Origin of the sequence: Marinimicrobium hydrolyticum, assembly GCF_030848505.1 — a bacterium.
Lineage (GTDB): Bacteria > Pseudomonadota > Gammaproteobacteria > Pseudomonadales > Cellvibrionaceae > JAVDDU01.
Window position 1 is genome coordinate 117,005 of record NZ_JAVDDU010000006.1, and the last position, 22,818, is coordinate 139,822.

31 protein-coding genes are annotated in these 22,818 nt (G+C 50.6%); 18 read left to right on the forward strand and 13 right to left on the reverse strand.

Annotated elements, in window-relative coordinates; translation table 11 throughout:
* The first annotated feature begins 125 nt into the window (after window positions 1-125).
* Window positions 126-485 (forward strand): helix-turn-helix transcriptional regulator, encoded by a 360-nt coding sequence (locus tag RBH33_RS12260; protein ID WP_306732491.1) that lies wholly within the window; start codon window positions 126-128, stop codon window positions 483-485.
* Window positions 486-497: 12 nt separating this feature from the next.
* Complete coding sequence (locus RBH33_RS12265; RefSeq protein WP_306732492.1) at window positions 498-1,043, forward strand: ImmA/IrrE family metallo-endopeptidase; 546 nt, start codon at window positions 498-500, stop codon at window positions 1,041-1,043.
* Between the two features lie 707 nt (window positions 1,044-1,750).
* Here RBH33_RS12265 and vapC read toward each other — a convergent pair.
* The 6 genes from vapC to RBH33_RS12295 all read right to left on the reverse strand — a co-directional run bounded on the left by vapC (window position 1,751) and on the right by RBH33_RS12295 (window position 4,936).
* Complete coding sequence (vapC, locus tag RBH33_RS12270) at window positions 1,751-2,158, reverse strand: type II toxin-antitoxin system tRNA(fMet)-specific endonuclease VapC (RefSeq protein ID WP_306732493.1); 408 nt, start codon at window positions 2,156-2,158, stop codon at window positions 1,751-1,753.
* Entirely contained in the window at window positions 2,158-2,388 is a 231-nt protein-coding gene (vapB, locus tag RBH33_RS12275) for a type II toxin-antitoxin system VapB family antitoxin (protein WP_306732494.1), read from the reverse strand. The genes vapC and vapB overlap by 1 nt, the downstream gene beginning before the upstream one ends.
* A 679-nt stretch (window positions 2,389-3,067) precedes the next feature.
* Window positions 3,068-3,328, reverse strand: coding sequence for a helix-turn-helix domain-containing protein (locus RBH33_RS12280; protein WP_306732495.1), 261 nt, complete (start codon window positions 3,326-3,328; stop codon window positions 3,068-3,070).
* Window positions 3,329-3,439: 111 nt separating this feature from the next.
* Entirely contained in the window at window positions 3,440-3,730 is a 291-nt protein-coding gene (locus RBH33_RS12285; RefSeq protein ID WP_306732496.1) for an AbrB/MazE/SpoVT family DNA-binding domain-containing protein, read from the reverse strand.
* 441 nt (window positions 3,731-4,171) lie between these two features.
* The gene (locus RBH33_RS12290) at window positions 4,172-4,498 is read right to left on the reverse strand and encodes a hypothetical protein (protein WP_306732497.1); all 327 of its coding nucleotides are present in this window, start codon (window positions 4,496-4,498) and stop codon (window positions 4,172-4,174) included.
* A gap of 93 nt (window positions 4,499-4,591) precedes the next feature.
* A complete protein-coding gene (locus tag RBH33_RS12295) occupies window positions 4,592-4,936 on the reverse strand; it encodes a helix-turn-helix transcriptional regulator (protein WP_306732498.1) in 345 nt (114 codons plus the stop codon).
* Between the two features lie 655 nt (window positions 4,937-5,591).
* Between RBH33_RS12295 and RBH33_RS12300 the strand changes: the two genes are divergently transcribed.
* Together RBH33_RS12300 and RBH33_RS12305 are read left to right on the forward strand one after the other, a co-directional pair.
* Complete coding sequence (locus RBH33_RS12300) at window positions 5,592-6,017, forward strand: helix-turn-helix domain-containing protein (RefSeq protein WP_306732499.1); 426 nt, start codon at window positions 5,592-5,594, stop codon at window positions 6,015-6,017.
* A 195-nt stretch (window positions 6,018-6,212) separates the two neighbouring features.
* Window positions 6,213-8,501 carry a hypothetical protein gene (locus RBH33_RS12305; RefSeq protein WP_306732500.1) on the forward strand — a complete coding sequence of 763 codons (2,289 nt, stop codon included), beginning with the start codon at window positions 6,213-6,215 and terminating at the stop codon, window positions 8,499-8,501.
* 197 nt (window positions 8,502-8,698) lie between these two features.
* Here RBH33_RS12305 and RBH33_RS12310 read toward each other — a convergent pair whose 3' ends face one another.
* The 5 genes from RBH33_RS12310 to RBH33_RS17795 form a co-directional block, all read right to left on the reverse strand.
* The gene (locus RBH33_RS12310) at window positions 8,699-10,033 is read right to left on the reverse strand and encodes a hypothetical protein (protein WP_306732501.1); all 1,335 of its coding nucleotides are present in this window, start codon (window positions 10,031-10,033) and stop codon (window positions 8,699-8,701) included.
* Window positions 10,034-10,064: 31 nt separating this feature from the next.
* Complete coding sequence (locus RBH33_RS12315; RefSeq protein WP_306732502.1) at window positions 10,065-10,220, reverse strand: type II toxin-antitoxin system VapC family toxin; 156 nt, start codon at window positions 10,218-10,220, stop codon at window positions 10,065-10,067.
* 32 nt (window positions 10,221-10,252) lie between these two features.
* Window positions 10,253-10,492: a type II toxin-antitoxin system VapC family toxin gene (locus RBH33_RS12320; protein WP_306732503.1), complete on the reverse strand. Its 240-nt coding sequence runs from the start codon at window positions 10,490-10,492 to the stop codon at window positions 10,253-10,255.
* Complete coding sequence (locus RBH33_RS12325) at window positions 10,489-10,728, reverse strand: type II toxin-antitoxin system Phd/YefM family antitoxin (protein ID WP_306732504.1); 240 nt, start codon at window positions 10,726-10,728, stop codon at window positions 10,489-10,491. Before RBH33_RS12325 ends, RBH33_RS12320 begins: the two co-directional genes overlap by 4 nt.
* Before the next feature lie 347 nt (window positions 10,729-11,075).
* Window positions 11,076-11,948, reverse strand: coding sequence for a competence protein CoiA family protein (locus RBH33_RS17795; protein WP_473752980.1), 873 nt, complete (start codon window positions 11,946-11,948; stop codon window positions 11,076-11,078).
* Between the two features lie 559 nt (window positions 11,949-12,507).
* Here RBH33_RS17795 and RBH33_RS12330 point away from each other — a divergent pair.
* The 5 genes from RBH33_RS12330 to RBH33_RS12350 all read left to right on the forward strand — a co-directional run bounded on the left by RBH33_RS12330 (window position 12,508) and on the right by RBH33_RS12350 (window position 16,279).
* Window positions 12,508-12,717, forward strand: a complete 210-nt coding sequence (locus RBH33_RS12330) for a hypothetical protein (RefSeq protein ID WP_306732505.1) — start codon at window positions 12,508-12,510, stop codon at window positions 12,715-12,717.
* A 258-nt stretch (window positions 12,718-12,975) separates the two neighbouring features.
* Window positions 12,976-13,689, forward strand: a complete 714-nt coding sequence (locus RBH33_RS12335) for an NUDIX hydrolase (protein ID WP_306732506.1) — start codon at window positions 12,976-12,978, stop codon at window positions 13,687-13,689.
* An 11-nt stretch (window positions 13,690-13,700) separates the two neighbouring features.
* Complete coding sequence (locus tag RBH33_RS12340; protein WP_306732507.1) at window positions 13,701-14,156, forward strand: 5' nucleotidase, NT5C type; 456 nt, start codon at window positions 13,701-13,703, stop codon at window positions 14,154-14,156.
* A gap of 387 nt (window positions 14,157-14,543) precedes the next feature.
* Window positions 14,544-15,149, forward strand: coding sequence for a hypothetical protein (locus tag RBH33_RS12345; protein ID WP_306732508.1), 606 nt, complete (start codon window positions 14,544-14,546; stop codon window positions 15,147-15,149).
* Window positions 15,146-16,279 carry a helix-turn-helix domain-containing protein gene (locus RBH33_RS12350; protein ID WP_306732509.1) on the forward strand — a complete coding sequence of 378 codons (1,134 nt, stop codon included), beginning with the start codon at window positions 15,146-15,148 and terminating at the stop codon, window positions 16,277-16,279. Before RBH33_RS12345 ends, RBH33_RS12350 begins: the two co-directional genes overlap by 4 nt.
* A gap of 123 nt (window positions 16,280-16,402) precedes the next feature.
* Here RBH33_RS12350 and RBH33_RS12355 read toward each other — a convergent pair whose 3' ends face one another.
* Together RBH33_RS12355 and RBH33_RS12360 are read right to left on the reverse strand one after the other, a co-directional pair.
* Complete coding sequence (locus RBH33_RS12355) at window positions 16,403-17,026, reverse strand: hypothetical protein (RefSeq protein WP_306732510.1); 624 nt, start codon at window positions 17,024-17,026, stop codon at window positions 16,403-16,405.
* A gap of 254 nt (window positions 17,027-17,280) precedes the next feature.
* Window positions 17,281-17,805, reverse strand: a complete 525-nt coding sequence (locus RBH33_RS12360) for a helix-turn-helix domain-containing protein (RefSeq protein WP_306732511.1) — start codon at window positions 17,803-17,805, stop codon at window positions 17,281-17,283.
* An 821-nt stretch (window positions 17,806-18,626) separates the two neighbouring features.
* On the opposite strand from RBH33_RS12360, the gene RBH33_RS12365 reads away from it, so the two are divergent.
* From RBH33_RS12365 to RBH33_RS12405, 9 genes are all read left to right on the forward strand, one after another.
* Entirely contained in the window at window positions 18,627-18,767 is a 141-nt protein-coding gene (locus RBH33_RS12365; RefSeq protein ID WP_306732512.1) for a hypothetical protein, read from the forward strand.
* 50 nt (window positions 18,768-18,817) lie between these two features.
* A complete protein-coding gene (locus RBH33_RS12370; protein ID WP_306732513.1) occupies window positions 18,818-19,111 on the forward strand; it encodes a hypothetical protein in 294 nt (97 codons plus the stop codon).
* Between the two features lie 127 nt (window positions 19,112-19,238).
* Window positions 19,239-19,631 carry a hypothetical protein gene (locus tag RBH33_RS12375; protein ID WP_306732514.1) on the forward strand — a complete coding sequence of 131 codons (393 nt, stop codon included), beginning with the start codon at window positions 19,239-19,241 and terminating at the stop codon, window positions 19,629-19,631.
* A 27-nt stretch (window positions 19,632-19,658) separates the two neighbouring features.
* The gene (locus RBH33_RS12380) at window positions 19,659-19,979 is read left to right on the forward strand and encodes a hypothetical protein (protein ID WP_306732515.1); all 321 of its coding nucleotides are present in this window, start codon (window positions 19,659-19,661) and stop codon (window positions 19,977-19,979) included.
* A 443-nt stretch (window positions 19,980-20,422) separates the two neighbouring features.
* Window positions 20,423-20,692 carry a hypothetical protein gene (locus RBH33_RS12385; RefSeq protein WP_306732516.1) on the forward strand — a complete coding sequence of 90 codons (270 nt, stop codon included), beginning with the start codon at window positions 20,423-20,425 and terminating at the stop codon, window positions 20,690-20,692.
* A 67-nt stretch (window positions 20,693-20,759) separates the two neighbouring features.
* On the forward strand, window positions 20,760-21,068 hold the full coding sequence (locus RBH33_RS12390; RefSeq protein ID WP_306732517.1) for a hypothetical protein: 309 nt from the start codon (window positions 20,760-20,762) through the stop codon (window positions 21,066-21,068).
* Window positions 21,069-21,257: 189 nt separating this feature from the next.
* On the forward strand, window positions 21,258-21,524 hold the full coding sequence (locus RBH33_RS12395) for a hypothetical protein (RefSeq protein ID WP_306732518.1): 267 nt from the start codon (window positions 21,258-21,260) through the stop codon (window positions 21,522-21,524).
* A gap of 117 nt (window positions 21,525-21,641) precedes the next feature.
* Window positions 21,642-22,103 carry a DUF5983 family protein gene (locus tag RBH33_RS12400; protein ID WP_306732519.1) on the forward strand — a complete coding sequence of 154 codons (462 nt, stop codon included), beginning with the start codon at window positions 21,642-21,644 and terminating at the stop codon, window positions 22,101-22,103.
* A gap of 47 nt (window positions 22,104-22,150) precedes the next feature.
* Window positions 22,151-22,729, forward strand: a complete 579-nt coding sequence (locus RBH33_RS12405; RefSeq protein WP_306732520.1) for an SOS response-associated peptidase — start codon at window positions 22,151-22,153, stop codon at window positions 22,727-22,729.
* The last annotated feature ends 89 nt before the right edge of the window (window positions 22,730-22,818 follow it).

The following is a 22,818-nucleotide window of genomic DNA, read 5'->3' on the forward strand; positions in this document are numbered from 1 at the left end:
CTCAAATTCCAGTATATAAATATATGTGATCCAGGTTGACTGTATTAACCTTGTAGGTTAATATTACTTCTGAAGTCCTATAAAAACTATTCTATGGCTCTAACTAGATAACTGAGGTGGTAGGTATGTTGACTAAGTTTGGAAAGTTGGTTCGTAAATATCGAATTGACGCCCATATGAAGCTTGGTGAAATGGCGTTGTCGGTCGGGGTCAGCCCCGCGTTTCTTTCCTCTGCAGAGAACGGGAAGAAGAATCCCTCGGCGGAGCTGGTCGACAAGATTGCGGACGTGCTGGGTCTCAATGGCGAGGCAGCTGAGGAGCTTCACCTAGCATCAGCTGCTTCGCGATCTGAGTACAGGATCAATGTGGCAGAAAAGGATGAATTTGCCAAGGAGACGGCAGCGATGTTCGCAAGGAGCATTGAGTCGTCAAATTTGAGTAGAGAACAGGCGGAAAAGATCATGAAAATCCTAAATAGCAAATAAGAGAGGTCGGGTATGTTGCGCAAGCGGGGTCATAGGGTTCGCCCATTGTCTGTAGAAAAGATCAGAGCTATAGCCAGCCAAATGAGGGAGCTGCTTTCGGTTGTTGGGGCCCCTATTAATGGGGCGATCGATGTTGTAGAGGTTACTGATCTCTATCTCCCGAAGCTCATGGACGATTTTCGCCTTGACATTGTCCCCGACGGATCAATGGGGAGTGACCATGCCCGCACCTACCCGGACAAAAACCTGATCCAGGTGCAGGAATCAGTCTATGAGGGGGCCTGTCGTGGTCAGGGTCGCGACCGGTTCACCTTGGCCCATGAGCTGGGTCACCTACGTCTTCACCGTGGCGTTACGGCTTATGCTCGCGCCGCAGCCTCATCTAATCATAAGCCTTATGAAGATTCTGAGTGGCAGGCAGACGCCTTCGCTGCTGAGCTTTTGATGCCGTATAAAGAGGTTCTTCAGTGTTCGTCAGCCATGGCGGTCGCCTATCTTTATGGTGTTTCGTCTAAGGCGGCAGAAGTGCGGTTCAAGAAGGTGAAAGGGATTCAGTAAAAAAGGGTAGTTACGAGCGCCAACTCATAACCACCCTTTTCTTTTTTCGGAAGGTGTTTGGCTAAACGGGCAAGCCAAACGCCACCTGGTAAACAGGTCCTTCCTGTAGCGTGGAAACTTCAGGATAACAGGTTTACTAGGTTGTAACAATTGCCCCCTGATGATAGGAGGTATGTCATGTACATATCTAGTAGACCTAAGGTGGTGCCGGTGCGTGAGTACCAGCGTTTCCGTTTTGGTCGCTGGGAGAGTGTCGTAAAACACTTTCGTAGCATGCCAAGCGTGTAACTACCGGGAAGGGCCCTTTGAGGCCCTTTTTGTCAATAAACTCAATGAATTGGCTTTACCCGCTTAGGCAGTCGCTTGTAGCGCCGGCTCGCCTCGGCACGTTTGTCTCTGAACAGAAACTCCCTCCTATATTCCCAGCTCAATGGCTTTATTCATCAGCGCGTCCAGGCGAAGTGAATGCCATCTGCAGGGTGTTGTTATTATGAGAGGCCGGTAGGTATTAGGAGCCGGTTGATGAAATCGGTAGGTTTGGAAGCCGGTTGGCGCCGTTGACAAAGATGGAGAACAATCTTTCGACAAACCAAATCGAGGCCCGATTCATGTGTAGGTTTGTGGAGCCAGTTGTGTTGGATTACTGAACCAGCTCCACCTACCGGTAGGTTTATGGAGCCAGTTACCACTCTGATAGGTAGGCGTCCTCAGTTCCCGTTAACCCAATTCTCAAGACGTAAACCTGGGACTCGCTCAAATTCCCGCTCATTGTTTGTGACAAGCACCAGTCCGCGTGATCGAGCGTGGCCCGCTATCATCTGGTCATACGGACCTATGGGTTGGCCGGATTTCGCAAGCTCGGCGCGAAGCTGACCGGAATGAGCTGCGGCTTCACTGTCGTAATCCAGCACGTCAAGGCGCGCGGCAAAGCCTTCAACGTCCAGCACGTTGCGCCCTGGTGCTGACGACTTTTCCGCCCCGCACATCAACTCCATCAATGTGACCGTAGATATACACATTTGGCCGTAATGGGCTTGAAACTCCTCTTTAACAGCCGTGGGACGGTGTTTTATTGTGTAAATCACAATGTTGGTATCCAGCATGTATTTCAGCATTAGAGGGGGTCGCGCTCCTGATCCTGGGGCTGTTCGCGTTCCGGCATAAAATCGGCATTAACGCCATCGGCCTCAAACCAACTCTCCCACGCTTCACCAGCCGGCGCTATCAGGCGCGACCGTCCTAGCGCAATAATGTCCACTTTCTTAACTGTCGCCGGAAGCGCAACCGGCTTTGGCAAGCGTACCGCTTGACTTTGGTTACTTTTAAACAGTTTTGATTGTTCCATTTCTAAGAACCTCTCGGGGATATACGTCACGTATATCCATCGTAGCAAGCAGCTGGGTTATGTCAATGGTATATCCCAGCAAGGCGCTTGACATCCTGCCTTGGTGCGCTGGGCTCTGGCACGGTTTTCATCACGGACTCATTGAAGTTCGCACTCAGGGTCTGGGCTGTGATATTCCTTCCAACCTTGAAAACACTCGCCAATCCCTCTCTTCGCATGCGTTTGCATTAATACAGATTGGACTCTAGCTCAGGGGTGAATGCCATCTGCAGGGTGTTGTTATTATGAGAGGCCGGTAGGTATTAGGAGCCGGTTGATGAAATCGTTAGGGAGCCGGTTGGCGAGGCCCGATTCATGTGTAGGTTTGTACGGAACCAGCTCCATTAACCTACCGGTAGGTTAATGGAGCCAGTTACCATTGATAGGCTGGTATTTGATGCCGGTCGTGGATAGGTAGTCACGGCCCAGGGTTCGCCCTGATGGTGATAAGTTTCCGGGGCGAAAATCGGCGGCCCCTATGGCTACGCATTGGCTAGTTACAGTTGACAGTTCCATCAAGAGGCGTTCTAAGGTGTTCACTGTTCATGCATCCTGAACACCGCGCGTGCGCAGTACCAACCAGTAGGCTTCCGATCACATGATCTGACCGCCCCTTAGCGCTCTTGCGATGAGGTAAAATTCATTTGTAGTGGGCTTCAAGTTGGTGAAGGCTAGCCACGAGCACATCAATCGAAAACGTGTGCATCTTTCCGTCAAGCAAGTCACAGATTCTCCGTTGATTAAAACCCAGCTTCTTTGCTGCTTCAGCCTGGCTCCAGGCATTGTCATTCACAATATTCCTAATTGCGATCATCAGTTGGGCGCGATTGTGTAGTTCGCTGGCTTCTTCTTGACTGTCTGTGACCGCGCAGAAAATGTTGTCGTACCTGATACAGGTCATAGCCTATTACTCCACATGTCATACCAACATATCGTGTTGTTGATACCCTGGATTGCCCGTTTTGACCAATTTATGGCTTGTTGGTGCACTAGTGTGGCCTCTAATGCATAGTCACGTTCGCCTCATTCGATGGGATATTGAGCCGGTACCCCCCATTTCAGTGTTAGAGGGATGAGCGCGCTCGTCTGCGTGTGCGCCATGGGCGTCGAGCCCCTTGAGCAGGTCTTGTTCTGAGAAGGGAAGGCGAACCCCGGGCGCTTTAACGGCGGCCTCAATCACGATTTTACCAGCCTTCACATCAATGTTGATTGGACTGGAAACGTCCAGCTCGGCTTGAGCTAAAATCTTGCTGGAAAGGCGTACTGCGGCGCTACTGCCCCAACGCTTGATTTTACTTCGCATATCGGCCTCTCTTTGCCTTGTGTGGAGGGTTGCATACCGCTCCATCTCATCGGACTGCCGGGCGACGAACGGGTTAATTGAGCAATGCGCTATTTCAGAAGATGCGGACCCCGCGAGCGCACCCTCTTGCCCAGAGGAGGATTTTTAGCGTAGTGCTCTCGTGCAGGACTCGGACCCGGACGCTGCTTCCGCGCTGGAATCGTCTACCAAGCCATCACTTGGGGCCCATGAATATCTGAAAGCCGCTTTCTAGCCTTCCTGTTTGCTTCAATCAAATCAGGGCTAATAACCTTGCTCTCGGTATTCCTGATTTTCATCAGACGTCCGGTGCGAACCGAGCGACGCCGAGGTGTGGTGACAACCGGTTTCATGATTTCCTCCGTTATGGGTAATACCCATAGGCGTTTAATTGCCCAGTTCAGCTTTAGAAGCTTGGCACCGTTACCAAGCCACCACACGGGGCCCCTTGTCATCCGAAAGCCGCTTGTCTGAACGGTTACTAGCTTCAATCAACCCAGGACTGATGACTTTACTGTCGGTCTTAATAACGTTCAGCAAGCGTCCGCTATACCCCCAGCGGCTTCGTGATTCGATTTCGACGTTGTTCACGGCGGCCTCCGTGTTGGGGCCATCCGAAAGCCGCCTATCTGAACGTTCACTGGCTTCAATCAACCCAGGACTGATGACTTTACTATCGGTCTTAACAACGTTCAGCAAGCGTCCGTTATACCCCCAGCGGTTCCGACGTGCGTTATCGACTGTTTTCATCATTGCCTCCGTGATGGGTAATACGTGGCAGGTGTATGTTTCATTAGACAATAATCCGCCCATGCGGCGTTGGGCGTCGACCTCCTGGATAGCCTAGGGTGACGCGATGTCCAAAGTCTGTGCAATTGCCTCAAGTCGCTCCTTGGTACTCCCCATGGGAGTGAAGCCTACCCTGAGTCCAAATGGACGGAAAGCACGACCGAATACCGCCACGGTAGGGTTTGAGCCATCATTCTCCAGCTGGGTGAGCGAGCGTCGGCTGATACCTGCCAAGCTTGCAAACTCCGCTTGAGTCATTCCGGTCAGTTCAATCCGTAACTGGCGCAACATGTCACCATAGGTGATCCGCCCTTGAATCTGCTCCGCTAACAGGCTGTTCACCAACGCTTCACGCTCGGCTCCGGTTCTGGACTTGATCGCAGTGGCTCTGGATTTCATCAGATCAGCTCCCATTCTCTCAGTCTCCCATCGAGCCCATTCAGTCCCAGTGTGGGTCAGTAAGCGGTTAGGCATCTTTGTAGGGTCAATTGCATAGCTGAACCGTTAAGGCCTAATGGGCATTATAATGCGCATTGAAGCAGATTATTTGCACTTTTTGCGCATTATGGTGCGCATTAATGTGATTGCGAAGTTGGTTGTGCGCCTTATTGTACGCAACTCCTTCAGGCGATCCATTCGGAATTCGATGGACTGCATCCCTCTGTCGGACTTCTATGCCTTCCTAGTTCCGATATTTCCACTTAGACCGTTCTTAAAGTTTCCTAAATGGAAATCATGGCGCCCCGAGCACGGAATCTCAAGAAAGCCATTCAGCAACGCTGAATGCATCCCAACGACAGGGATGCACCGAGACAAACGTACATTACCCTGCGCTTCGGGAGATTTAATAGTACCCCAGAGGAGTTCCGGCGAATCGTTCCTTCTTTGGACAATTTAAAGCACAGAGACAAATGGCGGGTGCTTGATATAGAGGTGAGCAATTTAACGCTGATTGTCTCTTTATAGAATCTGAACTGTACGTCAAACATATTGAAACACACGCAGACTATGACAAACTGCCGGACAAATACCGAAAATCCGGGGGGACATAGCTATGTTGCCAGAACCATGCCTTAAAATTCGCGACGCACTGAGTCAAGTACCGATTCTGACTAATATCAGCAATCAGGGTGACTACGAGCAGGCCTTGGCGCTGATGGATGAATTGATGGAGGATTACGACACCAATAAGGCGTTGGTCGATATCCTCTCATTGAGCATTGAGCGCTGGGAAGAGCGATCGGATGAATTCACTGGTTTCAATGCAGCGTTGGCTGAACTGGATAGCGGAATCGCCGTGTTGCGAACGCTAATGTCACAACACAATCTGGGCGTCGCGGATCTGCCAGAGCTGGGCTCAAAGGCCAACGTCAGCAAGCTCCTCAATCAGACCGGCGGAAAACAGCTTACAAGAAAGCATATTGCTTCGCTAAGTCAACGGTTCGGTATATCGCCAGCGCTTTTTTTCAAAAAGCTTTGATTGTTAGCTCAGCGAGTGCTAAGCCCCAAAAGGGGCCGAAGGTGATATTCCGATGACGATCTGCCCAGTGAAAAGGAGGCTGTAGCGTCGAAATCATGCCACTTTCGCCTGTGAGGCTATTACAGCACGAAGCCATCGCCCCAAGACAACTCTGATTGTGCCCGAGCGCACGCTGCCGATTTTCCAGAGGATTCTATGTCACTTTCAACCAGCTTAGACAAGTTGCGATTCATAATTGAAGAGATGGAGATCGGGCTATTTCTCGCCCGACATGCACCGGACGACTTCATCGCCCGCTGTCTGGCCCGGCATGTGATCATCCGGACCGAAAATTTGATAGAGCATTTACGCAGGTTGCGTCGGCCGTTGCGCCAAGCGGGTTACCAAGACCGGCAGTTTAACCAACATAAGGAGGCATTGGCCAACGAGTTCGGAGTACATCAAGGGACGGCAAGGCACAAGTTTAGCGCCCATGTACAGGATCTGGAGTTGGCTCATGCTATAGCGGTGTGGAATAACATTGAGGTCATAACCTTAAACAACTTTGTCCAAATGGCCAAACGGATCTATGAGCATGACTTGTACGAGATGGATATCCCTGGGTATATGATCTATACAACCCCGGGGGTAGTGAGTTCGGAGGCCGTCAAAGTGGCTCTCGAGAAGTACACAGCCGAAGTCAATGCCCGCCCCCACGGCGAATTCTGCTCAGATTGGCTTTCGCTCACTCGCCCAAATACAACATCAATACTGGGCGGGCACCCGATTCACACCAGGGCCAGCCAGTTGAGCGTTATCCGTCGGTGGGTGAAAGAGCAGCGCCAACTTCTAAAGTTTCTGGGGGGCCACCTGCTGATACGCCGGATCCTTAAAGCTCGCATAGTGACTGACGTGGTGAGCTTCAGCGACTGCTTAATCACCCGACCAATTGCGGTAGATGCGCCTCAGCGACTAGGTGGACTTGACCAACTACTTCAACGCGAAGAAGGTCTAGATGCCAATGTTATCAACGATTATCTGGCAGCTTCGAATCATGGCCCTCTGCTTGAGCAGCTTAGGGATCTCAGAAATAGAATAGGTGCACATGTTAGCAACAACTCTAGTGAGCCCTTGCACGATATATTGAGAAGCCTCGAAGAGCTTGGTGGCGAACAGACGTTCAATTTCTACGAACTGCTCCTCAACGTCTTTACCAAAACCTGTAAAAACCAGTGTTCGCCGCTGCTGATGCCATACGTCGGCGACGGATATAGTCCGCCAGGGACTGAATTTCGTCCAGCCGCGCCACATACCCCTTTCGACGAAGCCGTACAAAGACGGCCGTCGCAAATAGCGGTTGATCGAGCAGACGTCAATTCCATAGCCGAATACCACAAGTATTTCAAAATGTGGTCGACGGGGGACGACTATGCTCGCGAAATCGCCAGGCGCTTCTTCACTGAAGCTTCGTTACATTCTAAGGTTGTGAAACAACTTAGGGAGACTGAAAGTCTCGGCGGCAGCGCACGGTATCACCGCAAGTCATTTCGCGAGGCACATGTGTACTTGCAAGATCGGTTGCAGGGAGCGGATCTTGCCGCCGTAAAACAGGCTCTACTGCTCATAGAGGCGATCAAGCGTGGTGATCCTTACCCTCTCGCTGAGGTTCTCGTAAATTACGCCGACAGCCAAGCGTTGCTCCACAACAAGACTGTAGCCGCCAGGTACTTAGGACTAGTGGCGGGATGGCCTCACACGAGAACTTTTGAATTCCTTCGTAGTCTGGCGGACGTGAATTATCCGTCGACGAGGGTTATCGCCATCATCGCTTTGTTTCAAATTTATGTGCGCTCAGAGGGCCTAGCTAATCTCAATTACAGGACGCAGGTAACACCATTCGCTGATGTGATCGAGCCGCTAGTGGAAAGCCTAGAGCAGCCACATAAACTGCTTTGCACTCTTGCATTGGCAAGCCAATTTTGTGTGGAGGAGCAAGCGGTTTTTGAAAAGGCATATTCTGGTGTCAATGAATTACTCCAGAATAATGTCCTGTCACAGGTTCAAAGACTATGCGGTCTCAGTCTCCAAGATGTTGGATATGGAAATTTGAAACACTTGGTGGCGACTCGCGATTATCCTGGGGTGTGCCTTTTAGTTTGCACGGAATTGATGTTGCCAGACAGCGACCGTTCTTCAGAAATATTGCTTGGGGGCGTGCGGGATCACCTTATAGTCCCGGCGGGTCATTCCGGTTCCATTAGACATGCTATTTGTTGCCTATTTGCGCTGAAATTTTATCAGCTGGCCGCTATCGCGGCCCATCGGCTAGCAAAAGAACACCCTGATGATCTCGACTTACAGATGTTTTATGTGATGACGCTGGCGCACGTTAGCGGTGCGAGAGGTCAAGTCGAACGGGAGGTGGCGCGGATTCGACAGCAATATGTATTGGATCCAGAGAGCAAACGGTCGTTAACGGAGATATGTACTCTCATCGCCATATGATTTCGATGTTTCGAATGCGTTCGTCTATTGCCCAGAAATACGGGACAGGAAAATCGGTTATCACCGCGGTTGTGCATCGGAATTTCAGGCCTTGCTGAACTATTTTGAACCGTAAGCCCTAACTTCACCGCACTGCCACCAGCTTTCAGTCGGCAGACGCATCTACCGCCTTATAAGCTTCGCCGTCTTACTTTACTCTATTTCGATTTAAAGCGTTCCTCAGGAGTCTCCCACTTTCTAACAGTGTCCAGCAGAGAGCGCGCTTTGTAGAGCTTCCGGATAGCGCCCAGCTTCTCAGAAAGATGGTCGCGGTCTGCACCATGGGGTAATCTACCGATTTCAACTTCGCATTCGTCTAAAAATTCAACCCTCGCCTTCACTGAGTACCATTGTTCGAATGCAGCTTCAATCTCCTCTTTAGCCTCTTTCTTAGCACTTTCACGGGCAGCTCTAATCCTCTCTTCCTCCCATTTACGCTGCATCTCCCTCCATTCCCGATCCCGCTTTACCCTCATCTCGTCACGCTCTCGGACTAGCAACGGGATTTCTTCGAGCGCTGTATTTACCGCGTCGATAACCAGGCGGCGAGAGTCGTCAGTCTCCATGTCTAAGGACGATAGTATCTTTCGCCAACTCGTCTCAGAATAAGGGGAATAGATCGCCAGGTTAAATCTACCTGTTGGCCAAGATTTTGTGGTAGTCCAACTTGACGATCCGACTATTTTACGCCTCTTGGAAGATGTGGGCTTCACAGGTTGGTAGTAATTGTTAACCAGCTCAACTTTCCGTTGTTCGAAGGCTTCGTATATGCACAATCCGATAGCCAGGCCATTCATATGCACTACTGTCTCCTTGCCCGGCGCCCAGATCGAGCGATACCCATCATCGTAGAAATCGTCAGCCTTATCGAGGTGAATTAGATGGAGATGAACATTTGTAGAATTAAGTGATACACGCAGATCGCATGCTTCAAACAATAAATAAACCGCATTCGCAAATGACATTGCTGAGTTCAGGTGCTTTCTTGTTGCTCTGATATCCGGCAGGTTGCGTTTTCGAGGGCACAGAAGAACGTTGTCTTCCCTTAGCCCCCTTTCTGGCGTCCAATTCTTGCGTGTTTCCAGGAACAGTGGTTTCGCGCCATTGAGGATATGATGGGTTCGTGACACAAAAGGAAGCATCGGCGAGTATGTCAAACGCAGAGTATCAGATGTGTGAGTAGGTTTCGTCTCTGGAGAAATATATGACGGGTCCCTGATCCATTGGCTGGACTGGTCAGGCGAAATCTCAGGCAGCGCAGCTTTACGTACAGCTTTTCCGGCAGCCACTTTAGCCCAATACCCCGGAGGCGGCGTAGGGATGATCAAATTTCGGCAAACTCGTGCCAGGTAGCTGGAAGAAACTCCATACCGGGCGCTTACTTTGACCATGGGTTCGAACCAGACCTCCTTGTACAAGTCTTCGCGGTCGACAAAGGGTGGTAAGTTTTCGTTTTCGCTCATCGAAACGCCCTGTTGCACGATCTTTACCATTTTCCAATTATTCCTCTGGCTAAGGCGATTCTTATTTGTCTTTCAGGTAGATTGCAACATCCGCCTTTTTTGCTGCGTTCAGTAGTTTTTTGTCCAGTGTTGCCAGCGGCATGCCTTTGCGAATGGCCAACTCGAAGTAGGCAGCGTCATAGCTACTGAGCTTGTAGGCCCTAGATAGAGCCAGCATCCGGCTGAATGCCTGGTTAGCCGTTAGCCGATCTACAGGATCGGTAGATTCTCTAGCTGAGCTATGAAGCGTTCTACTTCGCCAGTAGTCGTATCACCACGCCTTTCAGCGCCATCCAGGAGGTTTGTGGCCTCTAGCCAAAGACTAGGCACTAGCGTATCTGCATCAACTAAGCTAGTTAACACCGCTTCCGCGTAACTCTGATCGGCAGCCTTTTCGCTTTCCAGGTGCCAGCGCATAGCCACGGAGTTATCCAATACAAAATCCGTCATTTACGGCCACTATTCTTGAGTTCGTCACGCTCAGCATCAGAGAGCTTGTGTCTTTTAGCTTTGAGGATATTTGCGATAGCCGCCTCGGCTTTCAGCCGCTCGCTGGTGCGGCTGGGTATCACGTCAGCGATGGGCTTTCCCCGGTTGGTAATGGTGAAGGCCTCGCCAGCCTCGACCCGTCGTAGTATTTCTGGCAACTTTGTCTTGGCTTCATAAGACCCGATTTCATCAGGCATGGCTGTGCTCCTTTAAGGATGTAGACCTGCATACAAGTCTGCCGGAGAAGCGCAAGCAGTATAGACTGGGTATCTGATCTACTCACTGGGTATCTGATCTACTCACGTAGTACTGGCAAAATCCAATAATCCAGGCTAACAAGTTGAATTCGATGGGTTCTTCATAAGTAATATTGTCGAGAGGCCGTCGCAGCTAACGTTCAATCCCACGTGGCAGCTGAGCAGGGCCGAGTGTATAGCGTAATGTCCTTTAAGTTCACTAGATACATTCACTCACTCTCTTTCCGTTGACATATAGAGCTTCGGTATTAGTCCCACCCACAACATTCTACAGCGACGTGCTAGCTCTAATCCGGCTCGAACTTTGCGTAGAGGTGAGTATTGCAAGTGGGGCAGTCTCGGTCTTTGCCACTCTTCCCCCTCCAGCTTTCGCCGCACATGACGCAAGTGAAGCCCCCCGTTACCTCTGATCGATACGCCTCATTCATGGGCCGCGACGCAGGTTCAGTGAGTCGTTCACCGCGCTTAACTCCAACTTGAGATAGTGGCGGTTCGCAAACTGTTTCGCCCTTAGTTCTTCTCTGGCGCAGCTCAGTTCTTGCGCGCTCTTGTGAGGGATGCTGGAGCCATTCTTTGTAATCCGTACTCTTCTCGATAAGCTCTTTTATAAGGCGATGTAATAATCCGGACTCACTCTTTAGCGAGTAGTATTGCAGCCTAATTACCCCAAGATCTATCTTCAAGACGCCTGAATCTACCCCCGCGAGGTCTGGGACACGCCTACCCGGGTAGTCGAAATGGATGTAGAGCTCTCTGCCAGCTACTGTACTGGCTAAATCGAAGTGCCTGTCGGCGTGAAACACAACGCCCTCCAAGACTCGGGCCCGGGTCACAGTTGCCGAGATGGGATGACCTCCCGCATCCCAGTCATGAAGCACCCAACCTGGTGTCTGAAGTTTAGTAATAGCGCCGGCGATTATCATATTCATAGCGAACTGCCGACAACAGCTATCAAACGAGATATCGCATTCCTTCAGAGGTTTATCTTCAGCACTGGAATCGTGTGCGAAGTGCCAAACATTCACCTCCCCGTGCCGCGCCACAACGCTTTGGCTACAGCTTGGACACAGACACCTACATGTCCGACCTCTCGGCACATCCCCCACTTCCACCAACTCTCCGGTTTCTCGGCGTACTGCAAATGGTATTTTCACATCCATATCTGGTTCTACTCAACCGTATTTAACATCCAACAGAATAGCCGAACGCGACTTCGATTGATGCGATGCGCCAACCTAAAATTAGCTTTTGTCTTAACCATTGAGAGCATGTTCCAGAGAAATAGCGCTCTGTTACTTCTTGCTAATACGATCCAGCGCGCACACAATTCATGTACTGTGGATAGATTGCTGCAATCTGGAGCTATTGATGGAGCTTAAACCTCAAGACATTGTGGTCGCCATTGACCTGGCAACGACCGACGCTGCACCAGTGCTAGGATCACCCAGTAATTCAGCTCTTTCTGTCCGGGAAATCGCCGCCCGACTCGGGTTATCCCTAGGAGCCATTTCTCAATCGTATTGTCGGCTTCGGAAGCTCGGTCTAATCGTTAGCGCCACGCGAACTGGAAACAGTCCATATTCAAATAAGGCCAACAACACAGGTTTACGCGAGTTCCTTGTCCATGGTGTCAAGTATTACAGTTACCCCGAGGTGGTAGGCGTAGGCCGTGGCGTGGCAACCGGATGGTCAGCCCCACCGCTCGCAGGGAAATCTCCCATGGTTCTACCAGAAACTCCTTATGTCTGGGCGAATGCTGGCGGCTTAGACCGAGGAGAGCAAATCACCCCCTTGCATAACAGTGCCGTCAATCTCGCCAAAGCCAATAAGCGAGCCTATCGACTCCTAGCCTTAGTAGATGTGATGAGACTTGGGAAATATCGGGAGCAAGAGTTAGCTAAAATGCTCCTCTCCGAGCTACTGGAATAATGATTTCAGCGAGTGAATCCGAACTCCTAGTCGTCCCGCCCAATGTCAAGATGACGTAGATCGCCGAATCCGCCTTGTAGTATCGGAAACCAAACATACCGCTTCTCCTCCGACAGTGTCTATTGGTCACTTACTGATACGATAGCATCCTATAGTCACTATAGATGTTAAGCGCTTTTGTGTCTTTCAGACAAATAGTTTGTCGGTCCGAGGGTGCCGGTGTAGAATAAGTGTCAAATCGACACTAAAGGGGCCCCCATGAACGAAGAAGAGTATCTGCGGACATATGACCCCAAGGGCTTTGAATCACCCCTGTTAAGCGTGGACGCGGTCTTGTTCACCTACCATGAAGGTCAGTTGAAGGTGCTTCTGGTTGAGCGCTCCAATCACCCGGACAAGGCGAAGTGGGGGCTTCCCGGAGGGTTTGTCGATTTAGGTGCCGATACATGCCTGGAAGATACGGTAATTCGTAAGCTCAAGGAAAAAACCGGTGTAATACCTCCTTACATTGAACAGCTGTCCACCATTGGAAACAATCAACGGGACAAGAGGGGCTGGTCTGTAACGGTGTGTTATACCGCACTTATCGCACGTCAAGAGTGCGAAACACACATCGACTCTGTATCTGATACTCAGTGGGTGAGCCTGGAACAGCTGCCTTCACTGGATTTGGCATTCGACCATGCGAGCATTGTCCAGGCTGGCCGTGAGCGGCTAAAGCAGAAGGCTCTTTACTCGATTATTCCAGCCTACTCTCTTCCTGAAAGGTTCACGCTTTCCGATTTACAACATGTGCATGAAGTCCTGCTGGGAAAGCCAATCCAAAAAAAATCCTTCCGTCGCCGTATCGAGCAGGCGGATTTGCTGGTCGATACTGGCGAGAAGCGATCCGAAACAGGTCGTCCGGCCACACTATACAAGTTAAAGTCCCTGGCGGGGCAGCATACCTTTATTCGTAACCTGGAACTCTAGCGGGCATATTCATGCGTTTCAAAGATAAGAAAATCGTCTACATCGATATGGATCACGTGCTATGCGACTATGACGCGGGCTTCAAAGCCCATCAGTCCAAGTATCCTGATTTGGCATTTCCGCAAAGCAAGCCAGGGCTTTACCAAAGCCTAAGGCCGATGCAGGGCGCGATAGAAGCGTTTAAGTGGCTGTGTGCGCAACCTGACCTGGAAATATTCATTCTTACCGCACCATCTGAAAAGAATCCACATTGCTACAGCGAAAAACGAATCTGGGTAGAGGAGCATTTGGGGTTTGCAGCTGTTAACCGGCTCATTATCAGTCCTCATAAGGACCTATATCGCGGTGACTACTTGATTGATGACTGTGCAACCGGCAAGGGGCAGGATCACTTTGAGGGCACACTGATCCTTTTTGGATCTCATGAGTTTCCTGGATGGTCCTCAGTCTTAAAGCACTTTGCCTAACTACCTCACTTCCACGTTCTTAGAGCCCATTTAGGGCTTCAACTGGACTCAATCATGTCATGTGCTCATGACACTATGGTTGGCCAATAGATGTCAGCGCTCACCTATTGACGTTGACTGGCTATGAGACACTGGCTGGGCTAGCGTTTGGCACAAACTTTGGCTATCTGTAGCTAACAATCATCCCAGCCCCCTTCGAGTGCCAAAGCTACGGATGCTTCTCTGCACGGGAAGTGGCTATGCTGGTCAGTCCGATTGCCCCGCCCCACGCTAACACGCGGCTGCAAGGTTGACAGGACCAAAAAAGATTTACAAATCTATTTTTGGTTGACAAAACATGATTATAGCGGATACAATAATTGTCACACTCTCCCAGGATAGCGACGCATGATCAAGAACCCATCAGAGGTACACGCCTGCCTCACCAATGACCGGATTGATCATATCGGTCAGATCATAGCTCGTGTAAGAGCGGAAAATCTGGATGCAATTGAAGACCGAGACAATGGTTGGAGTATCGGCTGTAGGGCTCATGCGTGGGTTTGCAGCGAAATTTTGCAGCAGGAAGAAAGTATTCCTTGGTTAAGTGTAGTTGATTCATCACTCCGCTTTATTTCAAAAATTGGTGATGTAGAGTTCAGCTTTTACAAAGGCATGGCGGAGAAGCCTAAGAAGAATATTTTTACTCGGGCTCAATCGTATCCGGAATTACGTCAAACATCATTGTTTGATCTACCAGTTCCTAAGAGGCTTGTATGGGCATATGCGGTAGAAACTGACCTGGAGGGCGTTACAACTAACATCGAATTTTTTGGAATGAGTGAGTCAGGCGAAGTGATAGCATCTCGCACAGTGCCGATCTTCAATGTATCCAATAACTTGATAGCGATCAGCAACAGCGAAAGCGAAGCGGTAGAGCTTCCACCCGCATCTCCATCTCTTCCAAAAATCAAAAAAGGCAAAGTATCGGGTTCAGTAGAGCGCGACGAATGACGGATAAAGTTAAATTTAACGGTGACAACTTAAGAATTGCCCGGCTTATGTCGGGCATTTCTTTGAATGAACTAGGCGAGCGTGTAGGCAACACTCGGCAGTATATTCATCAGCTTGAAACCAGCGATAAAAAGGTGCCGACAAGAGAGTTGGTGGAAGCGCTCGCATATGAGCTAGGCGTCGATTCGCGTTTTTTCTGTTATTCATTAGGAAACCAAGTCAAAGAGGAGGAGTGTCACTTTAGGAAACTCAAGACGACTCTGGTCTCATCAAGAAGGGAAAGCGCCGCCCGCGCTACCCTAATGAACAAGCTTGTTGAGAGGCTGGAAGAATACCTTGAGCTGCCGCCCGTGAACTTCCCTCAAATTGAAGTTTCCACGCTGTCTGACTCTGAGCTTGCGAGCGTTGAAGCCAGGAAATATTGGAAGCTTGGCGACGGACCAATTAAAAACATGATCCGTGTGGCGGAAAATGCAGGAGCCATTGTTTCTACATTCGGGAGCATTTCGGAAAAGATTGACGCACTCTCGTTAAACAGAGGGCGACCTATCATAATTCTTAATACAACGAAGAGTTCGGCTCGAATCAGAATGGATATTGGGCACGAAATGCTACACATAATTGGTCATAATGGCATCGAAACAGGCGACAGAGATACGGAGTCACAGGCGGACCAGTTTGCTAGTCATTTCCTGCTTCCTCGCGCCGCACTAATCCGTGAATACACGAGTAGAAGCAAAACAAGGATAGACTGGAACGCTATCTATTCGATGAAGGTTAAATGGGGGATTAGCGCCAGAGCGATCGTTTATAGACTTAATCAGCATGGCTTAATCACACCATCACAATATCGGACGGCCAATATCCATTTTAGCAAGACAGGCCAAACTAAAGAGGAGTTTCATGACGATAAAGTCTCACTCGACTTGCCCGAATTGTTACCCTCCAGCTTAGCTCTGTTATTAGAAACCTACGGTAAAACGTTTGGTGGCCTATTAAGTGAGCTAGGGGTGAAAACTGAATTTCTCACAAACCTTACTCAAACGGAAAATTCATTGCTCCCCCTTTTTGAAGAAATAAATCTTCCCGGAAATATAACTAGCATTACAGCATATAAGCACGCTAAATAACCGGCCTAAGACAGGTCAATTATGTTTTTCTTGTCAGCCCCTATCGAAAACGTAAGTTACAGTACTAATTACTTTCAAATCGCTAGATTGGCCCGAACCTATGAATACGGTTGGGGGACGTCACTAACTGACGGGCATCAAGCTTGGCTTTAGGGCACTTTTAATTTTACTTACGGCGAGGTTGAGCTCTGTGTTGAAGAAGTCATTATCATTCTCGTCGGATAATCTTCTTATCGCTCGCGATTCCCGGAGGAAGCCTTGGATCCGTCCCCCGTCACCCAAGATCTTATCTTCAGACACGAGTTTTGCGTACTCAATTTCACTTTTTAGTTCATTTTGTAGATAGTTCAATTCCGAAACTGCCGGGGTCAAATTGTCGCCCCATATAATTTCCGCCTCAGCCATTGCTTCATTGAGTTTAAGTCGCTTTTCCTCAATGCGATATACCCATTCGTGACATCTTTCGAATAACAGTTTGGCAATGTTGTCGTTTCTTATTTCGTTAAAGAAATCCTTAGCCGGAATTAGCATCGTATAGGCGAGTAACCAAGCTCTAAAAGCTTTAATTTCGTCGCGTAGCTCTAGCGTAGCGACGGCTACCCTCCTCGCGACTTCGTGGTGATAGCTTCCGTAAAGCTGAGACCTCCATGCTCCTAGTCCCCTCCACGCAATGTATGTGGCGAAGACCGCCACCAACCCCACGACCAACTCTTTGATGAGCAACATGTAATTCTGGACCTCGTCCAAATCAATTTCCTCAATTTGCCAAATGAATCATTGTTTTTGAAGCATTGCTGAGATAGAAATGTAGGTGTGGCCTCGCCTGATCGCACTTTCGCCAATTCCTTAAATGTATCAGCCTTCGTCATTCATTTCGCTCTTAGAGCGACGTAGCTTTGGCATAAGCTTTTTCCTCAGCTCACCAATCGCTTGCAATAACTTTGCTATCAAGGCCACGAATTCGCTCCTTTGGTCGCCGGGCGCTCACTAGCTCTCGCCGTTTATGGCAGCGTCTCTTTACGCCCTCCATCCACTACTTTCCGCAACTGTTCATTCCTGAACGTGGGATCTAGCGCGAACCAAAAAACAGGATTCGGAGTGACTGTTCCGTCTTGGTTATAAGTAGGCCCATTCAAGACCGAGTTAAAATTCCATCTATGAAATGAGTTTTGAGCCCGAAAGCCAGGGGACGAATAGTATTCTTGGGCTTCCTTGAGCAGCAAATCTTCACTGAAATCGAGTTGCTTGGACATGACTGCCCAGCCATTTTGGCTTAGAAGCGTCGCATATCGTTCCATTGCTGCTAATACCGCCGAAGGTGCTATCTGAATCCCATTGCAAACTCTGAAAAAAATTTCCATCGAAAGTGGACTTTTACCAGTCTCAATTTTTGTCCAAGCACTCGGCGTTTTGTCGCACATATCTGCCACTTGCGCCTGATGTATCCCCCTTTCTAAACGCAGTTCTTTTAGCAAAATTAAAGATATGCTTGAAAAGGTAGTTACCTTGCTGTCATTGCCTACCATTAGAAAACCTCCACGCGAGCCAATAGAGAGATTTTTACACAAACATTCCTTAGCATCAACCACACATTCCTGCGAGGAACACGAAGGGGCTAACTGAAGCTGCTCATAACCGAGGCTGTAGAAAAACGTTTTATCAGGAACGCCACTTACAAGCCCCCCTCCCTGTCAGCCTAGTTGTCATTTGAGCGTCGCTGCCAACGTTTAATGATGCTGTAAGGCTAGTAGCCGACGTGTGCCGTGCCGCCATAAACAGGTTCAAACCGACGCGCCCCAACGCTCGCTCGCCATGAGCTTGCCGCTTAAATTGATACCGTCAGTATTCGTCTTGCCGGGCACGCCGGGAACTTAGGCGCCTGATTACGAGGTGGTCTGTGGCACAAAGACGTACTATGGCCCAACGGAACAGAAGGTCGCCCTCGGGAAAAACATGACTGAGCCGATCTGACGCAATGACCGTTTCTAAGGCCACAATGCGTCGGCCATGGATGAAGCAAAAACGAAAGCTGAGGGCTGCTCCTAGCCTGCCACTGCCATTTCAATGTGTTGGTATCCGAGATTAACTCTAATTTCGTTGCATTTCGCCGACCGAGAGCCATGTATATCGTTGTTGCATTGCCCACCAGAATTGGCAGGAAGAGGTATACAAACTACATTTTTTGCAACATATATTTGTATAAATGGAATATTTAACTCACGTATCCCTTTATAAATAAGCTTTAGCGCACATTGCAACAATTATGTTAGCAACATAATCCCGCGATACTTCCGAAGTGAAATATATGTTGCAGAAGATTTTACCATGAAACCGAGGAGAGACCGCTATGTTAAGTTGGGATGATTACGAAGACGATGCAAAAACCGATGAAACCAAGGAAGACGAGATTCTTGGGGGTGTGAAAGCCCCCAAGGAGGTGCCAAAGGCTTGTAGCATAGATGAGCCTGATTGCGACGCTTGCCAGTGAGCCAGTTCTAGTTACCTTGGCAAAACCGAATACTTTGGTAGAGCTAACCTATGAAACAGAAAGGGAATTCTGTTTTCACAGGCGGATACATACAGGATGCTGGGATGGATGATAAGACGGTACAGAGAAAGCTAAACCAGCTGGTGAAAATCGCCAACGAACTCGACCAGGAAGCGACACGTCGCTATGGAAGAGACGCAAAGCTCTTCTATGAAGCAGAAGGGCAGTTCCACTTGATGGCTGGAGATGACTCGCCTAGCCAGGGCTCTTCTATAAGCTCCAGGCAGCAGCATGTTGCCTTCAGCTCTGACGGAGTGTGCAACATGGACTGCGGCGCGTGGTGAACCAACATTATCTTAATGCGTCCCCCTTAATTGCTTTTAAATTGTGCGATATGTTACTATAGGCATATAGGCTGAACAAACAGCCACCGACCCGGCGGAACCGGGGCAGAGCAAGAGCGATCCGATTATGTCTACCGCCATTCCCACGTATTTTTTCCACATGGCCCGCGCTTTCAGAATTGTGGCCGAGTTCCCCGATACCGAAGAGGGCACCCGGGCTGCAAATCGCTACATGACCGATCATACTACGGCCGCTGTGCTCTGCGTCTCTAATGGGCGCGTGATACTCAGCGATACCCAGGATCTGGGGCAACCACTGGGAACGCCGCTACCGGTCCTAAAGTGTAAGCGATGCACCTGTTGTGGTGCGCCGACCCGTGGCCGCCAGTGGCACAATCTGGATACCGGTTTTGGCCTGTGTACCGGATGTATTGATTTCACCGCCCGCTCAATGGATGCGCACGAGCATACGCGCATCTATGGATACCGTGGCATTCACTACGACCTGGCCAGCGCTTGAGCGCTGGCATACGCAAGAGAGACACGCATGATGAGTATTGAAGCCAAGTTAATCGATCTAGGCGGAGAGCCTTGGGAGCGCGGCTCTCGCCGTCGAATCCACTTGAATAACTGGTTGGAGATCGCGGGCTACCGAATCACCCGGTACCGCTCAGGCGCTATCAGCTCAGCCCACACCCCCAGCGGGGACAAAATTAGCAACGTCAAAGCCACGGAGCTAAGTGTTGTTACGGTTTTTTGGGACTGCAACGAGGAGAAGCTGGTTCTCCAGGGCTGGGCCAGGATGCTCAACGAGGCGCGGGTAGCACTGATCGAAGCTCTGGGCCTGGAGGAGGACGCAAACACATGAGCGATCCAATGTGCGCTTTATCCATAGGGGCTTCGGCCCCTTTTTTTGTGCTGGATGATGAAGTCGCCCCAAAAGGGCCGTTTCGCAGTCGAGCCCGCCAATCGCTCTCGATACGATAGCCCTTTATCACTGAATTGAGGCGTTCCTGATGGATGGGCTTTTCTCTGTACGCTCGATTGTGGCGATCCTGTTTGTGGTCGGTGTTTGGGGATTGTATTCATCAACTGATGAGCACCAGCGCCGGGAGTTTGCCAGGGAGTTGTTTTCCTCGCCGAGGTAGGACGTTCATTAACTGAACGCTTGGATAGCTTGAGGCGTTGGGGGTGAGGTGCCCGGAAAGAGGTGCGCCCTTGTTTATAAGAGTGGCATTGTGCTACAATAGGCATATTGGATAAGCAGCTGCTACCGACCCGGCGGAACCGGGGCAGAACGAGGAAAACAGTATGTACACTTTTGCCAAATCCCCCAAAATCACTTCACGTACCACCGATGCGCTCCTGGAAGCACTCGACGCCCGGGAGACCCACAGCATCCGTACTAACAGTGGTACTAAATTTTGGTTGGCCTCAGAGTCTCGTTACGGCACCCGCCGTGAGTACGCCACCGCTCTGCTAGCGCTGGTCAACGCGGGCCTTGCTGTATCAACCGATCCGTTGGATCACGCGCACCAGGCATCCTGGGTTGATAGCAAATTATTCGTAAAGGTGGATTAGCGAACACGATAGGCTGAGTAGTCAGCCACCGACCCGGCGGAACCGGGAGTAAGAAGAGGATTGAGTTATGCGCACTACGGATTCCATTGTAAACCGGTACGGCACTGTGCTCCGTCTGTACGACAACGGCGGGGAGACGAAGGACCGCTTCACCCTGATTCCGCCACGCTGGGCTAAACAGTACAAGGAGCGCCAGCCCGGTGTTTGGCTGGCCGTGGCCAGCGGTGTTGATCCAATAGGCATGAGCGGTCATTGCGCGGCCGTACCTGGCCACCACCTGGGGCGGCGCGTTCATTGGAATGACCTGCCTGCGCCCGTGCAGCAGCTTGCGTGCCAGGCGTTCCCGGAGTTTGCACCAGAGCAACGTGCGGCCTAAACGGCAAAAGGGATTCAGCAGGGGCTTCGGCCCCTTTTTTATGCTTGGGAGGATTGCCCTGTGCATGGGGGTGAGGTGCCCGGAAAGAGGCGCGACGTTGTTTATACGAGTGGCGTTGTGCTACAATAGGCATACTGGAGAGAAGCCAATGCCGACCCGGCGGAACCGGGACGCGATCAGGAGAAGATTATGACCAGTAAAGCAGACGTATCCCAGATGTTGGAGATTGCCCAGCAGCTTGATTCCGAGTTTGTTGAACACGCGGCCAGCGCCGTTGAATCCGCGGCAGTGGACCTGGCTAGTGCGATTGCCAGAGAGCTGGGTGTTATAAGCCATGGTTTCGACGTTCAGGAAACTGTGTGGGGTGGGGCCCTGGCAAGCTTTGGACCGGCAGAGCCCGGCGCCCCGTGGCCGGAGCTGCTGCGTGAGGCTGACCCGTCTGCGGACTGGGACTGATTAGGACGCGATTCACCCGGGGAGCTCGCGCTCCCCAGCTTTCACCCAAGCAGATTTAGAGGCTGGAGCACCAGCCACCGACCCGGCGGAACCGGGACTAGAAAGAGGAACACCCCCATGCAAATAAATGATTCGATTCCCGTTATTCTTGCAGCCCTGAGACACTGGCAGCGCAGCATAGAGCAGGGACATGATCTGTCCGCCTATGCGGATATCGTTGACCCTGGCGCCTTGTCCGTCGATGAGATCGATTCGTTGTGTGAAAGCATAAACACACAGTCACAAAGCCAGCCTAGAGACGTGTACCAAGTCGTCACACTCAGCAAGGCTCACCTCAGCTTTGACGATATCGCTGTGCTTGAGTGGTCGGCCGGGCAGAACATGATTATGGAGAGTGAAACAGGATTTTTTGTCAAACTGTACGAGGACGATTCTAACGGGGCCGGAAGCGCCAATTACCGAGACGGATATAGCGATACGCTAAAGGGCATCATCCGCTGGGCCCACGATTCTGGCTACCGCATGATTGAGTTCGATAGCGATGGTATGAAGCTGGAGCGGTTTCCTAGCTACGAGTAGTACCGCAAGCGGGCCAATGGCCCGCGCAATCATTATGGGGGTGCGTTGTGTGTGGACGACTGAATGTAACCGACGACCCCTTGTGCCGCTGGGTCAGTGAAGAGCTGGGATTGGAATTCGCGGTACCGGATAACCAAGACCTTCGCCCTACACAGGCCGTGGGAACGATTGCTCAGCGCGAGAGCGGTCTTGCCCAGGTGGATACTCACTGGGGCATCAAGCCCGATTGGGCCAAGCGCATCATAATCAACGCTACCGTTGAGCGAGTGGCCACAGCCTGGACGTTCAAGTCCGCCTTTACCCATTCTCGATGCGTGGTCCCGTGCACGGGCTTTTATGAGTGGAAGCGGATCGATACCCAATCGACTCGCAAGCAAAAATATTTGTTCTCGCGTGTCGATGGCCGTCCTCTGTACATGGCCGGTCTACTGTTGGGGGTGGAGTCAACGCATCTGGTTACCCTGACGATGCCAGCCCCGGATCGGTTCGCTGACATACACGACCGGTTTCCACTGTTTGTCGAGCCCCACCAGGTGGGGCAGTGGGTCAGTGGTACGCCGGAGGCGGCAGGCGCTCTTATGGGGGTGAAGGATAGGGAAGACATTGTGCCCAGCCCGAGCGCTTGAGCTGCTGGGCTGAGGCGGGCGCGTTAACAGTTCTTCGAATACGAGACATATTGGTTACGATGGCATTCGTGGCCAGTGATGATTGCTAC

Coding starts and splice junctions, on each gene's coding strand:
- RBH33_RS12260 (WP_306732491.1), top strand. CDS start 126: ATGTTGACTAAGTTTGGAAAGTTGGTTCGTAAATATCGAATTGACGCC.
- RBH33_RS12265 (WP_306732492.1), top strand. CDS start 498: ATGTTGCGCAAGCGGGGTCATAGGGTTCGCCCATTGTCTGTAGAAAAG.
- vapC (WP_306732493.1), bottom strand. CDS start 2,158: ATGCTGAAATACATGCTGGATACCAACATTGTGATTTACACAATAAAA.
- vapB (WP_306732494.1), bottom strand. CDS start 2,388: ATGGAACAATCAAAACTGTTTAAAAGTAACCAAAGTCAAGCGGTACGC.
- RBH33_RS12280 (WP_306732495.1), bottom strand. CDS start 3,328: ATGACCTGTATCAGGTACGACAACATTTTCTGCGCGGTCACAGACAGT.
- RBH33_RS12285 (WP_306732496.1), bottom strand. CDS start 3,730: ATGCGAAGTAAAATCAAGCGTTGGGGCAGTAGCGCCGCAGTACGCCTT.
- RBH33_RS12290 (WP_306732497.1), bottom strand. CDS start 4,498: ATGAAAACAGTCGATAACGCACGTCGGAACCGCTGGGGGTATAACGGA.
- RBH33_RS12295 (WP_306732498.1), bottom strand. CDS start 4,936: ATGAAATCCAGAGCCACTGCGATCAAGTCCAGAACCGGAGCCGAGCGT.
- RBH33_RS12300 (WP_306732499.1), top strand. CDS start 5,592: ATGTTGCCAGAACCATGCCTTAAAATTCGCGACGCACTGAGTCAAGTA.
- RBH33_RS12305 (WP_306732500.1), top strand. CDS start 6,213: ATGTCACTTTCAACCAGCTTAGACAAGTTGCGATTCATAATTGAAGAG.
- RBH33_RS12310 (WP_306732501.1), bottom strand. CDS start 10,033: ATGGTAAAGATCGTGCAACAGGGCGTTTCGATGAGCGAAAACGAAAAC.
- RBH33_RS12315 (WP_306732502.1), bottom strand. CDS start 10,220: ATGCTGGCTCTATCTAGGGCCTACAAGCTCAGTAGCTATGACGCTGCC.
- RBH33_RS12320 (WP_306732503.1), bottom strand. CDS start 10,492: ATGACGGATTTTGTATTGGATAACTCCGTGGCTATGCGCTGGCACCTG.
- RBH33_RS12325 (WP_306732504.1), bottom strand. CDS start 10,728: ATGCCTGATGAAATCGGGTCTTATGAAGCCAAGACAAAGTTGCCAGAA.
- RBH33_RS17795 (WP_473752980.1), bottom strand. CDS start 11,948: ATGGATGTGAAAATACCATTTGCAGTACGCCGAGAAACCGGAGAGTTG.
- RBH33_RS12330 (WP_306732505.1), top strand. CDS start 12,508: ATGGTTCTACCAGAAACTCCTTATGTCTGGGCGAATGCTGGCGGCTTA.
- RBH33_RS12335 (WP_306732506.1), top strand. CDS start 12,976: ATGAACGAAGAAGAGTATCTGCGGACATATGACCCCAAGGGCTTTGAA.
- RBH33_RS12340 (WP_306732507.1), top strand. CDS start 13,701: ATGCGTTTCAAAGATAAGAAAATCGTCTACATCGATATGGATCACGTG.
- RBH33_RS12345 (WP_306732508.1), top strand. CDS start 14,544: ATGATCAAGAACCCATCAGAGGTACACGCCTGCCTCACCAATGACCGG.
- RBH33_RS12350 (WP_306732509.1), top strand. CDS start 15,146: ATGACGGATAAAGTTAAATTTAACGGTGACAACTTAAGAATTGCCCGG.
- RBH33_RS12360 (WP_306732511.1), bottom strand. CDS start 17,805: ATGGTAGGCAATGACAGCAAGGTAACTACCTTTTCAAGCATATCTTTA.
- RBH33_RS12365 (WP_306732512.1), top strand. CDS start 18,627: ATGTTAAGTTGGGATGATTACGAAGACGATGCAAAAACCGATGAAACC.
- RBH33_RS12370 (WP_306732513.1), top strand. CDS start 18,818: ATGAAACAGAAAGGGAATTCTGTTTTCACAGGCGGATACATACAGGAT.
- RBH33_RS12375 (WP_306732514.1), top strand. CDS start 19,239: ATGTCTACCGCCATTCCCACGTATTTTTTCCACATGGCCCGCGCTTTC.
- RBH33_RS12380 (WP_306732515.1), top strand. CDS start 19,659: ATGATGAGTATTGAAGCCAAGTTAATCGATCTAGGCGGAGAGCCTTGG.
- RBH33_RS12385 (WP_306732516.1), top strand. CDS start 20,423: ATGTACACTTTTGCCAAATCCCCCAAAATCACTTCACGTACCACCGAT.
- RBH33_RS12390 (WP_306732517.1), top strand. CDS start 20,760: ATGCGCACTACGGATTCCATTGTAAACCGGTACGGCACTGTGCTCCGT.
- RBH33_RS12395 (WP_306732518.1), top strand. CDS start 21,258: ATGACCAGTAAAGCAGACGTATCCCAGATGTTGGAGATTGCCCAGCAG.
- RBH33_RS12400 (WP_306732519.1), top strand. CDS start 21,642: ATGCAAATAAATGATTCGATTCCCGTTATTCTTGCAGCCCTGAGACAC.